The organism is Chitinophaga sancti (assembly GCF_034424315.1).
GTDB classification, from domain to species: domain Bacteria; phylum Bacteroidota; class Bacteroidia; order Chitinophagales; family Chitinophagaceae; genus Chitinophaga; species Chitinophaga sancti.
Genome location: NZ_CP139972.1, coordinates 2,018,783 through 2,035,755, shown reverse-complemented (window position 1 = coordinate 2,035,755; position 16,973 = coordinate 2,018,783). Strand labels below are relative to the sequence as shown.

Below are 16,973 nucleotides of genomic sequence, written 5' to 3'. Positions count from 1 at the left end.
CGTTTCATTTATAGGGGAATGGTAATAGCTGACTGGAAGCCTCTTGCTCCCGGAGGACTTGATATATTGTAGGTGCCTTTTAACACATTTACACGGGCTTCTATATTTTTTAATCCCATACCGGCCTTTAGGTTTCCAACGGTGGGCAAACCTATCCCGTTATCGGCATACGAGATCAGCAGCTCGTTCTTGTTACTGATACTTATATCAATGGTAACCAGGCTGGCCTGGGCATGTTTAAGGGTATTGGTAAGTAACTCCATTAGGATACGGTACAAGCCCAGGGTGGTCATCCATTCTATTTCAGGCAATTCATCCGGTACGTCAATAACAATTTTTGTTAGGCCCGCTCCATTTATGCTATCGGCAAACGAGTTCAGGGTTCTTATCAATCCAAATGCTGCCAGCTGGGGTGGCATCAGTTGGTGACTGAGGTTTCTTACTGTATTGAGACCGGTTTCGGCCAGCCTGGTTAGGTTTTGTAATGTTTCCAGGGTGGCCGGGTCCGGCTCTTCTTTACCTTTTTTCTCCTTTTGCATAATGAACAGCAGGTTCATTTTCATGATGGAAATAATAGCACCCAGTTCATCGTGCAAATCGGATGCAATCCGTTTTCTTTCGGTTTCCTGTACCATTACAGCGTTTTCAAGCAAGTCTTCCTGGTGCCTTGCTTTGTTAGCTGCATTCTCCAGTTCATTGATGTACAGTTTTTTTTGAAAACTGTGGTACAGCAAAATAACCCCTATTGCAATGATGAACAGGACAATTGAAAATGGAACCAGCAGGTTCGCTATGGACATGTTTTTAGCTGCTTCCATAATCCAACAATAAAACAGGAATACATTATAACAGATACAACAGAATGCAGGAGCCAGATGTTTAGATTGAAATTGAGACTATAAAATTTCGTTAAGTAGTTGGATAAATAAAAGAGCAGCAGGGTAGAGGAATGGTACAACAACAGGCCGGAATTGATCCAGTTCACGGTATTCAGGTTGGTTCTTATGACCAGTGAGGTGCTGTTCCGGTGCAGTGACACAAGAAAAGTGAACAGGGTAAGAATAATGATAAGAATGGATTCTGTTGTTAAGGCGTAAGAGTTGAAAGTGAAAATATTTTGAAAGAATATAGAATTTACAAGAGAAAACGCCACAAAAAGCAATGCTAATACGGGGAACAGTTCTTTGTTAACGGCATTGTTGAGCAGTCGTTTATAAAAATAAGCCAACAGTAAAAAACCGGCCGGGCAATAAACGTGCAGCAGTATCATATTGTTGATACGGTTTTGGGAGAGTACCAGGGAAAGCAGTAAAATAACTGTAGAGAAAAGTACATAGATACAAAACATTTTCAATGCCCGGTCCGACTTTCTATAAACAGCCATTGCCAGCGCAGCTGCTCCGCAAACCGGCAAATAGGAAAGTAAGATAACCACTTTTTCAAAACGCATAATGCTGTAATTTACCGTTGAATGTTCCCTGTTTTATGCTCCTGGCTGCGTGGCATTGATTTTTGTTTAGTTGGTTGGGGCTGAGCCGCAGATGGGTGGGCAGGGGGAATTGAGGTCGCCCACATAGGAGTTATTGGAACCAGCAAGTTTTTCAGACTTCAGGTGGCTTCCAGGTAAGCCCAATCCATTACAGATAATTTTTCCGTTAGAATCAAAATAGCATGCCGTTCCTGCATTAGCAATCGAGTCACCTACCATCTGTACATCATAGACTGGCTGAATAAACGCTTTTAAACGTTTTTGGATATTATCATATCCCAGGGTAATCCGTACGAATCTTCGAACGCTATCGTTACCAATTGCTATGGAGTATTTCTTTAACATAGAATCCAGGCCCTTGTTGCTGGTGTCCAATCCCATTCCCCACAGCAGATCCTGGCTCCTCACTGTAAAATACTGTACTTTGTCAGTTGTATCCTGGGGCAGGGCCTTTTCCCAGATGCTGTCGAGGTTTTCGTGCCACATGGCAGCTGTATCTGAATGAACAAGGTCAATTAAGCTGCCGTAGGAGGATGTATTTGTGGGGTCGGTTTGGGTTGCTTTTAATGAAGCATTGGACTGATCATGATGGCAGGAAGTTGCAGAAATAAGTGCGATCAGTACCGACAATAGTAAGATTAACTTTTTCATATTGAGTGGGTTGTGGGGTAAATATGACAAATATAGAATTTGGCATTGTAAGTAATAGTAATAGTTGCCTGTTTATAAAAAAATCTGGTAGTTAAATAAGAAAACCGATGGCAATACCAAGGCTGGCAACCTATAATGGTAGATTACACTAATAGGTATTTTTACCTATTGCACGGCAAATACCCCTGTTTTTAAATTCGCATAATTCTGCCCGGAACAATCTGCTTTTCATATCTCAATTTTGGGGAAGCAAGCGGTTGCCGCTAAACCCTGATCTTCTTCCCACTTAAATTAATATTTTATGAAAAGTAAAACTATAATCATAACGTACTTTTTATTCGCTTTGCTGTTGTCATTATTCGGCTGCAAGCCTCCTACCTGCTATTTTTCTTTAAAGAACGTAGACAGCACCGTAAGTAAAGATTCCATATTCGTGTGCATAGTAGGGCTAAACCCGGCTGACAGTTTACACTACAGTTACCTGGATTTTGAAACCGGGCAATTGAGAAAATTCACAGGGTACAAATCGAATGTTACTTCCATGCCTTTGTCGCAACTGCCAGACAGTATTCCTGTGCCGGCCATACAAAGTGCGAGATTATACGTTGCAGTGGGAAAGGATTTCGACAGCACTGAATTTGCTGCCGGTTCCGGTCCTTCAATGAGCCAGGTTAAGAATGGTGGGGCAAATAACATATTCGATTTTATTGAGTTTGACACCCATGCGGAGGGCAGCTACAATATAAATTCTACCAATGTAGATATGTACGCTATTACCTATACAATGCAGTTAACAGACCAGAACGGGCAACAGGTTACCAGGGGGCTTACAGGCAACCGGCAGACCATGTATAATGCGTTTAAGAGCATTCCTGCATCAGATACCACGGCATGGTATAGTCAACTTTTTGTAACAGACAAACAGGGAAATTATTTACGTTTTTTAGCACCGCAACAAACTGCTTATGCTGATTTTTCCGACACCGGCGCCGCCCGGCAAATGGATAATTATTTTAACCATTACCTGAAGAACGAAGTATTCAGCCCCGGCCGCAAGTTTCTTTTTTACGATAAGCTGTACCCCAGCTCCATCAACGTTGATACCGGAAGTGTAAACAAATCCGGGGATACCCTTACTGTAAAAACATCGAATGGAAATACCTTCTCTATTGGGTTGCCTGTCAACCCAGGCATCAACCTGGCTGAGAACTGGCATAATGTTGCCGGGCAGGCAAGCACTATTGACTGGGGCTTTGTTATATGGGGCAATGCTCTTGTGAGTACATTACCAGGTGCCTGGGCAAGCGATTCGGCACAAAACGCCCTCTTGTCTCTGACGATTTCCATCTGCCGTGGGGTAGCCAGCCTCAATAAGCCCGACGACTGGATCCATTCTTCCAATTATTTTGGTGCAGCACCCGGTGGTTTTACCGAGTATTATGGTAAAATAATTCATCAATATGCATTTGATGGCCTGGCATATGCGTATTCCTATGATGATGTTTATTCAAAAAATTCATCTGTCTATTTTAACAAAGGAACCAACATACACATTAATTTTACATCAATAGGCAGCGTAAACAGTAGTCATCCATGACACTTTAGATCGATAGCATGTTCCATTAATGATAACCTCTTTTAAAATTTCACCATATGCAAAACATACCCAATAATGTACCCAATGGGTTAGACCGTATCAAACGCGTGGTGGTATTAATGTTTGAGAACCGCTCATTCGACCACTTATTCGGCGCCTTTCCAGGTGTTAGGGGCCTTTTCTCGCAAGGGCAGCTCAACCAGGATTATTATAATCTTCCCAATCCCCTGTTGCCGCCCAGCCCCTCCAATACCCCGGTTTATCCCACTCCCATTGACCCGGACATACCACAGGCGCATGACTTCACGCACGATTTCGGAGATGGCATGATGCCTGACTTGTTCGGGCCGGTATTTACCGTTACAGGCGACCCGGCACTACCATCCAATCCACTGGCAGTATTTACTTCGGGCTATGCAAAGGGACAGCTGATCGGTGCCACCAGTACACCACCGCCATTAACCTATCCCGCTACAAATTCGGGCTTTTATACAACCTATAACAGTTGTAATCAACAGGGGCAGGCTGCTATGACCTATTTTGAAAATGGAAGTCTGAAGGTGTTGCACAAACTGGCCAGCGAATTCGTGCTGTGCGATAACTGGCATTGCGATATGCCGGGGCATACCCTGCCCAATCGCGCTTTCATTCACTGCGGCACCACCAATGCAGTAAGCATAGACGATACAGACGGCGGCATGGTCAATGCCACTTCTATATTTGATGTAATTGATAGTTGTAAACCGAGCGCTAATATCGATTGGAAGATGTATGCGCCGGTAGATGATTGTAATAATCTTGGCCAGCTTGATACCCGTTTTTTGAATGAAGGCCTGTCCAATTACCAGGGATTTCCACTTACTGAATTTGCCAAAGACTGTAAAAATGGGGCTCTTCCATTTTATAGTTTTATCATGTGTTGGCTGCCAGGCGCTGATGCATGGACAGATACCAGTATGCATCCTAATGCACTCATGCAACCCGGCGAAAATCTATTGGCAGCGGTATATAATACCTTACGTAACAGCCCATGCTGGGAAGATACCTTGCTGGTGGTGACCTTCGATGAAAATGGGGGTATTTACGATCATGTGTTTCCCCCCTCTGCAAAGCCCCCCACCTGTGGCGCACAGCCGCTTACACAATATACCCAGGGTTGTTGTGGGAACCAATGGACACTCAACTCCACATTCGACTTCTCCCTCCTGGGCCTCCGGGTGCCTGCCATACTGGTGTCTCCCTGGCTTTCTAAAGGCATCGACAGCACACAATACCAAAATACATCCGTGCTTCGTTTCCTTATCGATAAATTGAATGCAGCATATAAAGCAAACGTGGGTTATCTTACCCAGCGCGATGCCACTGCGCCGCAGCTGAATTGCGCTTTCAGCCAATTCGGGGTAAAGACAATGCGAGAAGATTGCCCTGTGTGGATGGAACCTTATGCAACATTGCCTACTACAGATCCAAACACCCAAAGCAATGCCATTCCATTCGCAAGCGGCACCCTCAGCCCCTGGTCGCCACCATTGAATATGAATGCCGCGCCACCTGTTCCTTACATCAATGAGCTATTGAATATTTACCTGAATAGTTTGCCCGGGCACCCCGACAGCGGTAAGAACATAACCCGTGCATTTGTCGATAATAATAGCGTGAACGAATATATCGAAGAACGTTTGCAGGCAGCTGGTCAAAAAGCGTCAGGGAAGTCATAGCGCTGCTTAAAGGGAATGTTATGCAGATCTCTAAGTTTTGTTTTGTCTCCATTTAAACCTAGCAGGGAAGAATTACTAGAAACTGGAAAATTAATTTTGTGATATCTATTTATTATCTAATTTTAAGCCGGTTATGATATTTTAACCTTGCTTGTCATTTAAATTAATATACCCATTTTTAATCGAAACAGCACCTATGTTATCATTACGCCCTTTGCAGAATTATGTAAATCCATTCTTAGGAGGGAATACCTATACGTTTGTATTCCGAAATTCAGCTTTTTAGATAACGAGTAGAAATCACTGTATTTATTGTTATTCCTAACAGCATTGCTGTTAGGAATAACAATAGTGCCTACGGGTAGATTTTTTGTTTAGGCAGATTTTACTAAGGTTGTTAGCGATGGTGTTTTTAGGCAGAAAAACACGTCAAAAGCTGACGTGGCCGGGGAGCAAAGAGGGGATTTTGGCGGCAGGTTATTATGTGGTAGCGCATAAAACTATTATAAAGCATGCATGAAAAAGGAGGATTCACCAATAGGAATGAACCCCATTTTCTGAAAAAAAAGGATTGATTTTTAATGCCGGTGATAATGGAGCCCGGCAAAAAAAATGATACAGCGCTTAGGCGATTTTATGCATACGTGGGGGTATTTATTTTAGAGAGATTATTTCGGATTATTATATTTTGTTTCATTTTTCCCAAACCTTTACATGAGACCATTAAATAAGACATCGCCCACAACAAGCAATTCCAATTACCAGCGAAAGTTCTTAAACGACCTTGAATCGGTCACAGACACTGAGCTTTATTTTAAACTGGACTATGTCCTCCAGGAGCCCTTTGCAAATAGGGATATATCTCGGTTAGATTATCTGCTTGATTTTTTTCAGGCAGGTACGACGATACCAATCCCAAACGGTGAAAAAAATGATCATGTGCCAGGGAATAATTATTTAGTTGCAACCCTTGCATCAAAAAATTTATTGATAAATACGGAAGTTACATTAAATAGCAAGGTCCTTTTGATTGAAAAACATCAGGGAAACAGGGCCTACTATTGTAGGCTGTTGATTAAATGGAGCGATGTCGTAAATTTGCTCTTGCTTGATGAAGGTGTTACCAGGTGGAAAAAAGAGCCAAAGCTGAACCCCTCATTGCCGAAAAAAATTGCTAAATGGGATGGGCTTAAGAGGTATTTAATCGAGCCACTTAAAGACAAGGTCTCCATTTTTTATAAGAATGCGAAAGAAGATTTGATCCGTACTTACGGGTTGTATTGTGCTTATTGTGATACCATTATAACTGATGGGGGCTTGTTGGATATTGAGCATAAATTACCTAAATCTTTGTTCCCTGACTTACAGGCTGATTGGAATAATTTTGTGATTTCATGTAAGGTTTGTAATTCTTCTCATAAACAGACTACTCCAAATTTGCTGTTTGGCCGGCAAAGAATATTGTATGGAAAAGTTGATAATGCGGACATCACTAATTGGACTTTTAAGTTCAGGGTGTCTCTTGTTCCCCAAAAGACTTTGGCGTCATTTATGAGAAGTCTGGAGGGTTTGACGGATTCATTGAATGATTTAACCTATGTATATTTCCCAGAGCATAACATGTTGCAAATAATTGGCAATTTTTCTGCAGATGATAAAACGATATTGAGAAATTGTTTTAAATCAAGAAAATTCGAACAATTAATAGATAGCATAGGGGTTGGTATTGTAGCTATTGACGCTGATTTCCTGCCAGTACCCCAGGAAATCGATGATTTTATTAATACGAATTCATCAAAATACAGTTATGATGAGAAGAATGGGATACTTACCATTAAAGGTAGTTTCACAAACGACGATAGCGAGGAATGGGCTAAATTATTTGAGAAAGTCGAAGATAAAGAAACAATAGAATCATTTGAAAAGTTATCTAAAACAATCAATTCTCTTAAAAAGCTTGATAATGATAATGATTTCTCTTTATTGGATTCAGGGCGTCTTATAGTAATTAAACAATCAGGTGAAGAGCTGGATTTTAGTTACGAAAATATAAAGAAACAGGCGAAAGAATGGAATCTTTGGCCTGATGATGGACGAAACACCCTATTTTCAATTCAATATAACTGTACGGGAACGGTCTTGAATACTAATAAGGATCCTTCCGCTGATAAATGGTGGGTAGATAAAATAGCGGATTATGATAACTATGTAGTGCTTCAGCAAAAAGATAAAAATCTGGAACGACTGGTTGTAGCGGCCAAATTTGTTTCTGCCAATTCTCCGACAGATCTCAAACTCGACTTCGGTACCGAAAGTATAATGAATATAGTAGGTTTAAATACTACAAAGAATGACCTGGTTGATGGGAGAATACTTAATAGAACCAAGACATGGATGATCGCCCAAAGACAATTTAATTTGTTATCTACAGAAATTGCGCAACGGACTGCGCGACAGCGTTTACATGCCTATTTCAATTTGCCTGCTAATCAACCTAAAAATCCCTTTACAGATAATGATGCGACGAATAAAAAAATATGGCAGGACAATTGGGACGCGTTAAAAGATACCCTGGATGACAGAAGCACTGTTATGGAATCATTGCTATGGAATAACATGATTGAAATGGCCTATTCATCTGGTTTTTTTTCGGTTTGGATCAATGTATTTAAAACTTTAGATACTACTGAGGGTAAACCAACCGCATTGAAATTTGTAGAAAAATTAAATGAGAGGATATTGGACAGCTCATTTGATCCTCATTTTTACCGTTCTACCAATACAACTTTTGTTAACGATTATATTATTGGCTAATGATTGCTTTACTTAGACCTACATTCACAGGTGAACCCTCGTATCAAAATTTTAAATACGCGCTGTTTACGACTACCGGAGGATATTGTCATTTTTGTGAAAAGGCAGTAACTATAGTTGCTGATCTTTTTCATCGGTCAAGAGGGATATTGACAGCAGAATCCCCATTGAAGAAAGAGGACTTTAATGATAGCTTTTTAATTTGTGGTGATTGTGGTTTTGCTTATTCGCATGCATTTAAATTTGAAAAGTCAGATCAAATGCATGATGAAACTGATGCTGATGAGGACGAAGATTATTTTATGAAGGTAATAGTAAGCCCCAAAGAAGTACCTTCTCTTGCGAATCCTAATGATTATTTATGGCCGGATCATTCTTACCTGGAATTGTTTAAAGAGAAGTCGATATATGCATTTTCCTGGAATAGTGTTACCTACTATCGAATAGATAATGATGGGATGTTACTTGACGAAAGTTCTTATACAACATTGTTTATGCAGCCCCAGCATTCAGTTGTTCCCGAACTAAAAAGTAAATTATTGAATACCATTCGTTTGTTCCGGTTAAATGGATTTTATCATGACTATCCGGAAGACACGGCTGCTACAGAAATTAATTATTACATCCCCCAGGATGCTTTCTATGAGGACCTTCGCCCGATTATACGAAACAAAGTGTTTTTATTAACGAAGAAGTATATTGACCAGATTAGTTTTTTGCTTAGTAATGGAATAAATGGGATCCATGTTATCAACGAACAATTTAACACACTATACGAATTAAATGGATTCCGTTCAGTGTGGCAGAGTAGCGTATTCCCGCCCGATCAAACTGGAGGAGCCTCATTCGTGCCTTTTTATATTGCAAAGGGAGTCGTGAATGAGAATATCCCGATAAATGAGAAAAAGCGGCTGCCAGATGAAATGGATCGGAACGAAAAGAATTTAAATCCCGATGATGATGAAGGGCAACCTCCTACCAAGAAATAATTGATTCCTAAAGTTTTTTCTTATCAACCCATTAATAAGACATATGCAGGAAACGAATGAACGTTTACTGACAGATTCCTCTGCGGAAAATAACCTTACTATCAGCCCTGTCGATAATTTTGCCTTTGCCCGGATCCTTTCTTTGCTGGATCAGGAATTAATATCGCTATCGGCAGTCCAAATAGAGGACGGCCTGACGGCTACTGGTAAACAAGTAAAAGTAATAAAAGGAACATCCCGGATATTAGGCATGATGGTGCCGGTCACTATCACACTCGGAGAGGATGCCGGGCTTCCATTTGCTTTCCTGGATTGTGAAGTATCAGGAGTTGATCTTTTTCAGCTGGGTAAAACACTGATCCCCTTCAATATTGAAAGCTTTAAAGAGGTCTCCTTACCTTTTTTCCCAAAATTATCCTTGCATGCAGCGGCGAGGTCAGGACTTAATAGTGAATACCTGAAAATTACTGCCCAGGTCCCTGACGTGTGGAATCCATTGGGCCTGGAGGGATTTTCACTGAAGGATATCAGCCTAAATGCGCTAAAGGAAATATCACCTATCAGCCTTCGTTATCTGCATAGTGCCATTTTTGAAGCATCGCTGGTGATTAAGGACAAAGTAGTACCCGTAGCAGTAACCATTCCGCTGGGTGCAAAGGGTTGGCGGATCAAAGTAGCGCCATCTACTATTTTACCCTCACTGGCAGACCTGGTAGGCCTTATTGCAGGTGATGATGTTGTCAATGCCCTTCCTGAAGCAATACGTGACTTACCTTCCCTTAAAATTAATACCCTGGATATCTCATTTGATCCGGGTATTCCCCGCCTCTTAGCCTTAACATTAGATGTAGCAAGTGCCGGCAGCTGGCAGCTATGTTCTGAGTTAAGTGTTGAAACAGTGCAGTTACAGCTGAATATGGTCTACGACAGTTCGGTCGCCAGGTTTCCATATGCTGTATCAGGGAGGATATCCGGGAAGATGCGTGTAGGCAGGTTATATTTCCTGGCATCTGTTCCTTACCCATTAAATGGAACGACTTTCCTCGAAACAGGTACTGTATCGGCATTACCTTCGCTGGGTGAACTATTTTCCCTTATTGGCCTTGATGATTTTAGCGCAGTATTGCCGAAAGGAATTGCAGAAAGCGGGGCGATGAATATTGAAAGCCTGGGTGTGGCCCTTAACCTCCAGGAACAACAACTGGAGCGTTTTAATATTGCGGTGAAAGCTGCTAATAAATGGCCTTTATTACCCGGTAAAATTGAAATCATCAACTTTGGCCTTGGATTAACAATAGACAGGCAAAATACTTCCTGGGGAATTAGCGGAAGGATCTATGGTACAGCCAGCATTTTTAATACACTGGTGTCCATATCATGTGGTCGTAATACTTCGAATGATAATTGGGATTTTTACCTGATGGCGCCATTGACGTTACCGGATATTGGTACAATTGCTGAATTGACTGATACGGCAACGGTTTTTGATCAATTGTTCCCGGCTGATTCACTGTTCAGACAATTACAACTTACAATCGGGAAGTTTGCCATTACATTAGATAAGGAGAATGGGCACCTGTCTGCATTTCGGTTAGGGATTCAAATGCCGTCGACAGTGACGATCCTGCAGGAAATACTATCTATTGCTGATATTGAGCTGAAGGTGGATATTATCGAACCTTTTGATTCGACACGCAGAAAGATTTCAGGTTACCTTGCTGGTACGATCACTTTTGCGGCTGTTTCCGCTCGAATCAGCTGTACCCTGGAGGAAGGGATGGTGCTTACCGGTACGATTCCAGCGATGCAATTATCATCAATGGTAAAGGCATTGACAGGAAAAGAACTGGCGGGAGAAATACCGGATGTGAAATGTAAAGAGATCTATTTTAGTATTAATACCGTTACGAAGGCCTGGTCTTTCAAAGGCAAAGCAAATGCAGACTGGGATTATGCAAATAATGGCACGCCATTACATGCTGAATTGGATATTGATATTGCAAAACTTAGTGGTGGAGCCGTGACAGCCCGTATAAATATGCTGGTAAGTGGGGATGTTATCATTTGTAATGATTGTAAGCTTCATCAGCTGGATCTTGGTTTCGAGTTAAAAGAAAACCAGGACTGGTCAGCTTCGGGCAGTTTGAAAGCATTGCTGTTAGGGTATGAAATGAGTTTGCAGGCCGCTTATCAATCAAACACTTTAAGTCTTTCCTGGTCTGGCGCAGAGAATAATGAAAAAAAATATGTGCCTCTTATTGCCTCTGAAGGGATAGGTGTGTTGGGATGCAGTACCCTTGGTTTAACCATTAGCAAACAGGGGGCGGCTGCTACGGCAAGCCTGGCGCTGGAAGCTACCGGCATTTTATCGATTGACAACTACTTTACCTTACGTGGTGCTATTGTATTCAGGAAGGATACCTCAGGAACGGTGACAATGGGATTCCATGCCAATATGGATACCCGCCAGGTAGACGATAATGCAGATATCCGCCTGGATATTATCATTCCTTCAGACAAACAAGCTACTTCTTTATCGGGTGCTATCCGTGAGATTGATATCAATAAGCTGGCGCAGTTATTCTTAGGAAAAACTGCATTACCAGCGGAATTACCTGCTGTTAGTTTCCAGGATCTAAGCTTTAGTTTAAAACCTTATGAAGGATCTTTTTCTTTTTCAGGGGCAGCAAAAGTAGACTGGACCTTTGCTGAGGGGCAACAGGAATTGCATTCACTGGCTTCATTGTCTGTCGCCAGAACAAAGAACGCGGATGGCCAGTTAAAGATACAGGGTGCATTAAAGACCTCATTTACGGGTGAATTTGCAGTAATTGAACATTGTAATTTCCAGTCATTCCAGCTGGATATATTGTTAGGACAATTGCAGTCACCAGAAATAGAAGGCCATGCAAGGATCTCGCTGTATGATCATCAGCTGGATGCCGTCGCGGGCTATAAGGATAACAGTCTCCGGTTAACAGCAGATCTGCATCAACTACAGTTATTAAACATAGATGGAGTTGCCGGGTTGGAGGTGGATAAGCTTTCCTTTATTTATAAAAGGCAACAGGGGAATACCAGTGCCGCCTGGGAAATGGATGCTACGGCAGCAATAAAGATAGAACACCTGGGCAGCCTGGCAGGTACCGTGCAGCTATTCAGTTCCGCAGAACGCTCAGGATTGAAGGTTACCAATACATCCGCGCCTTTGACAATATCCCTGCCGGTGCCGGATCAACAATTGGCATTCCAGTTTGGATTTGATCATTTTTCTGTATTTAAAACAGTGACGGCAGGGGTATCCGGTTGGCAGATGGAAGCGGGGCTTGATTTTGGTATCAAGGGATTGCCGGAGAAATTTTGCCAGTTGTTTGGAGAGAAGGACCGCGTTAAATTTCAAACCACATTACGACTTCAGGATGGCAGTTTCCACATCCACCTGGACAAATTGATCGGGCCTGTTGCTATTCCAATTCCAGATATAGAAAAAGAAGGAAAACCTGTATCCCTGGGAACAGCCTACCTGTTGATCTCGGACCTGGATATTCAGCTGGGGAGTGAGATGGGGCTTTCTATCGTGGGAGGATTGAGGATCCCGGCAGCCCTGGATCATATCTTTGGAGATCTGTCACAGCCATTTTTCAATGCCTTTGATCCGGCAAAACCCGATGAAACTACGGTACGATTAAAATTAGGCATTTTAGGAAGTAAGGTAGAGGTGAAATTACTGAGCTCCCCGATTGCTGCGGTGAAGATGGAAAATGGCTGGGTAAAAGTAGACCTTGGTGATTGTGGTAAATTCAGGTTCACCCCACCGGTATTTTCTTTAAACGGAACATCATTTGCGGCTGCTATTAGTGTAGAGCGGGAAAGTGAGCTGGCAATACCGGTAAGCCTGTTGAAGAAATTATTGATTAATAAATTACAGCTGGATAAAGTTGCTTCCTTATTACCTGATAAGATTCCGATTAGTAACATCCGGTTTTTTGACGATGACCGGAAACTGCTGATAGGTCCATTCATTGAAGCATTGGCGCCTGATGGGGAAGTAAAGGATTTATTAGAGGCAGCCATAGATGCTGTTAATAAATCTGTAGCTTATTTGCCTGACAGGCTGGTAAATAACTACATGCAATTTTCTATTCCTGAGCAATTCCATGCAAAGATATCAGTAACGGGTACGGGTAATGTAGAATTGTCTGTCGGGGTAGGTGAGCATAGTGATCCCATCCGTGTATTGTATCCAATGATGGTAGGGCCATTACCGGCATTAGGAGGAATGGAGCTGCGCAATCTTTCATTTGGATCGTTGTTTGGAGGCAGTTTGTTTAGCCTTGCACTGGATGCAACCTTTGATCAGTTTGATATTCTTTCCCTGGGAGCGGCAGCGATTGCCGGTTGGTTGCCAGAGGCTTCCCGCCAATTATTACCGGATACCCGCAAGTTCCAGCAGACCCTTACTATATCGGATCTATATGCGATCATTGTATACCAGACGGTGGTGCCTATTCCAATACCATTGTTTTATAAACACGTGGGTATGGATCACTATGGATTGGAGGGACTGCATGTACATGCGCATATTAGTTTCCCGAAACCGGAAGCAGACCTCGCAGAGGTATTCAGGATATTACAAAACCTGAAGCGATTCTTTACGGACCCGGTTTACCAGTTACCGGAATCGGATGAAGAGCTGCCGAAACATGTTAACCTGGTCTTTACATTTGAAGACAGTTATATCATGTTACCTGGATACCTGGGAGGCGCAGTGGCCGGGAAGAAGCAGGGGCAGCTGGTAAGGATCAATGCGGCGAAGATCATAGCAAAGGTGCTGAATACAATTAAGTTCTTTTCGCTGCGCAGGCTGATAGAAGCAATTCCGGTAGAATACCGCATTGCCCATATTACATCAGCGGGGCATAGTCGCTTATTGGATTTTAATTTTGAGCTGGCTTATGCTTTGACTACACCAGGAGAATATGCTGGTAAGCAGGCCGTGATCCAATCCTTACAACTTGCAAATGAAACCATCGACCACTTTTTTACGCAGCCATTACCTGCGAATACAGAAGGCATAGTTTTCCTGGGGAAAGGGAATATTGAGCTGTGGAACACGCTGAAAATGAGTGCTCACCTGGGTATTATCGCTGTTAAGGATAAGGGGTTTGTTACGCACTTACAGTTTTATGGTGCGATATCTGACTTGCTGGAGCTTTCTGCAAAGGGTATCGTTAAAGTAGATAAGCAGGATCATCAGAATCCTGTTTTGTTGAGTGGTGAAGTGCATGTTCGTTCCTCTTTGTTCCAGGGGCATGAGGTATTAAGTGCCGTCTTTGAGTATAAAAATATAGAGGGGAAGGATTATTTTGTTTTTGATGGATTCCTGAATCTTTTCCCGGAACATTTGCCAGTAAAGCTGGAGTCTGTGACCCGGGTCCATTGTATGTGGAGCAATGATTATTTCAATATCAGTCATGCAGCAACGACGCTGACCTTGCCGGTGTTTGGAACTTTTAATGCGCAAACAACGATATTGATCAGTGACAATCGACAGGAGTTTTATACGATCGTGAGCCTGAACAGCAGGCAGGTAACTCTCCAGATCCGAAATCAAGAAAATGAATTCCTGTTAAGAGGGGAATTTGATGCCTTCCAGATAGGATCGATATTAAGGATCACTGATTTCAATGATACCTTCGAAGATGGGAGATATAAGGGTGCGGAGATCTTTATATTGACGGATAAGGTTGCAGGAAAGTTAAGGGTCTTTTATTTGGATGGCAGGGTAACATTTTTAGGCCTGCATGCGGGTGTAAGGATCGTTGTGATGGATAATGCCTGGAGTTTTTCATTGTCAGAAGGGTTAAGGATTAACAGGTTACAAAGCAGTTTCCTGTTGAATTGTACAATGGCTCCGGACCTGGGAAGATTTGATGGGAATGCCATATTTAGTGTTGGACTTGATCTCTCCATTTCTAAGAAGAGTTTTTGGATCTGGTTCTTTGGCTGGCATGAAATTGTTGTGTTCAGTGGATTTAAATGGTATGGCGGATTTGAGGGCAATTTATCCATCAAGGTATACAATCCAGATACTTATGCCAGCACATTTGATTACGACAGGGAGCTGGATATAGTTGTGGAAAATATTGCGATTAACATTGCGGAAATGGCGAGGAAGCAACAGGAGCTGGATGAGAAGAAGAATAGTGTGTCTAAAAAACATGATGAGATCAAAGACCATACAGCAAAACGTGAAGAAGTGTTGAAGCGCATTAAGGAGCTGCAGCCTAAGTTGTTGAATATGCAGTACATCTACAGGCTGTTTGAAGCCCGGGAGGGTAAGGGATCGGGAGATGAATGGTTACCGGCTTATAATTATGCATGGAACACATTTGAAGCCGCTGCAGTGGATTATCTTGATACCTTGTCCATGTTGGGATATTCAACGGAGGACCAGTTATCTTTTTACATGGAGCAGTTAGCTTACCTGGATAAGGTGTATGATTATATAGCCGCTTATGGTCATCGCTCCTGGGGATATAATATGAGTCGGATCAGGCAGGTATTGGAGACAGGGCAGGCTCCGGATTATGATATTGTACTTCAGTTTGTGCTAAAGGTAGATGGTTTAAAGAAGGCGCACATGAGGAAATACAGGATTGTATATACACCGGCGCCTGGAGCAAATGAGATGATCCAGTTACAGGAAAGATGTACGAACCTGAATATCCTGGATTACCTGTTTGATGCGAGGGAGAAAAAGGGTTCTGATCCTGATTGGGGAAATGATTATAACCGGGCGAGAACGGAGTTAATGACGGCGGTGAATGCATATATTGCGTGGGTTGAAAACCAGGGATGGAATAGTGAGGTTCAGTATGCATTGTTGTCTTCAAGGCTCAGTTTCCTGGATAAGATAAAAGAGAATACTGCTGTTTATGGTTCACAATTGTTCGGATATACGCTGGATGGCATTAATAGGGCCATAGAAACGGCAGATACATCCCAAAATGATATTGTTTACCAATTAATGTACGAAGTCGAAATGGCCAAGCGGGATGCGTTTAACAGGCAGCTCGGGCTGAAGAAATTTGAATATACTGCGGTAGTGGGCAAGTCTGTTGAAAATGGATTTGGTTATAACGCGGAGTATCACCAGGAGGATGTGGAGAATGGGTTACTTAATACGGATGAAGGGATTTATGAGTTCCTGGAGAAGGAGATTATTTCATACCAGATTGTGATACGTAAGTTGCAGGAGCAGGAAAAGGCAATCAGGGCAAAGAGGGCGCAGATAGAGGCGGCGAGGGGGCAATCCCTGCGTTTTGAGCTTCAGCTGCAGATGGGTTTGAATATAAATGGGTATGAGTTGTCTTTACCTGACATTAGTATATTGGTGGCGCCTGAAAAGTTGGAAGATATACTGGGTAATGTGAGTGGACATGTGGTCCAGTTAGTGAAAGACAATTTCTGGAATCTGGTGATCGATCTGTTCACTGGTCGTGGTATACGAAGCCGGTCATTGCGAGGGGAGGGAGAGTTGCCATCTTTGAAGTACAGTTATATCCGGCATGGTGATACGACGGTTCATCGGGGAGGTCAGCGACGATTGATGATGCAGGAGCGAACACCGCCGCCGGAGGGATATGACCCGGAATATGATTTGACAGTGTATATTGAGTAATGAGGAGGATGGGTTATGGGAAGGTTGATAT

Annotated in this window: 8 protein-coding genes; 5 read left to right on the top strand and 3 right to left on the bottom strand. The window is 42.5% G+C overall.

The features are described 5' to 3' along the window. Positions 1-8: 8 nt before the first annotated feature. The 3 genes from U0033_RS07770 to U0033_RS07760 form a co-directional block, all read right to left on the bottom strand. Complete coding sequence (locus U0033_RS07770) at positions 9-818, bottom strand: sensor histidine kinase (RefSeq protein ID WP_072362379.1); 810 nt, start codon at positions 816-818, stop codon at positions 9-11. Further along, positions 791-1,450 (bottom strand): hypothetical protein, encoded by a 660-nt coding sequence (locus U0033_RS07765; protein WP_072362380.1) that lies wholly within the window; start codon positions 1,448-1,450, stop codon positions 791-793. The genes U0033_RS07770 and U0033_RS07765 overlap by 28 nt, the downstream gene beginning before the upstream one ends. Before the next feature lie 66 nt (positions 1,451-1,516). Continuing rightward, positions 1,517-2,140, bottom strand: coding sequence for a hypothetical protein (locus U0033_RS07760; protein WP_072362381.1), 624 nt, complete (start codon positions 2,138-2,140; stop codon positions 1,517-1,519). Positions 2,141-2,441: 301 nt separating this feature from the next. On the opposite strand from U0033_RS07760, the gene U0033_RS07755 reads away from it, so the two are divergent. From U0033_RS07755 to U0033_RS07735, 5 genes are all read left to right on the top strand, one after another. Continuing rightward, entirely contained in the window at positions 2,442-3,737 is a 1,296-nt protein-coding gene (locus U0033_RS07755) for a beta-1,3-glucanase family protein (protein WP_072362382.1), read from the top strand. A gap of 56 nt (positions 3,738-3,793) precedes the next feature. Then, positions 3,794-5,455 carry an alkaline phosphatase family protein gene (locus tag U0033_RS07750; RefSeq protein ID WP_072362383.1) on the top strand — a complete coding sequence of 554 codons (1,662 nt, stop codon included), beginning with the start codon at positions 3,794-3,796 and terminating at the stop codon, positions 5,453-5,455. A 714-nt stretch (positions 5,456-6,169) separates the two neighbouring features. Continuing rightward, positions 6,170-8,269, top strand: a complete 2,100-nt coding sequence (locus tag U0033_RS07745) for an HNH endonuclease (protein WP_072362384.1) — start codon at positions 6,170-6,172, stop codon at positions 8,267-8,269. After that, the gene (locus U0033_RS07740; protein WP_072362385.1) at positions 8,269-9,258 is read left to right on the top strand and encodes a hypothetical protein; all 990 of its coding nucleotides are present in this window, start codon (positions 8,269-8,271) and stop codon (positions 9,256-9,258) included. The genes U0033_RS07745 and U0033_RS07740 overlap by 1 nt, the downstream gene beginning before the upstream one ends. Before the next feature lie 43 nt (positions 9,259-9,301). Beyond that, the gene (locus tag U0033_RS07735; protein WP_072362386.1) at positions 9,302-16,942 is read left to right on the top strand and encodes a hypothetical protein; all 7,641 of its coding nucleotides are present in this window, start codon (positions 9,302-9,304) and stop codon (positions 16,940-16,942) included. Positions 16,943-16,973: the final 31 nt, after the last annotated feature.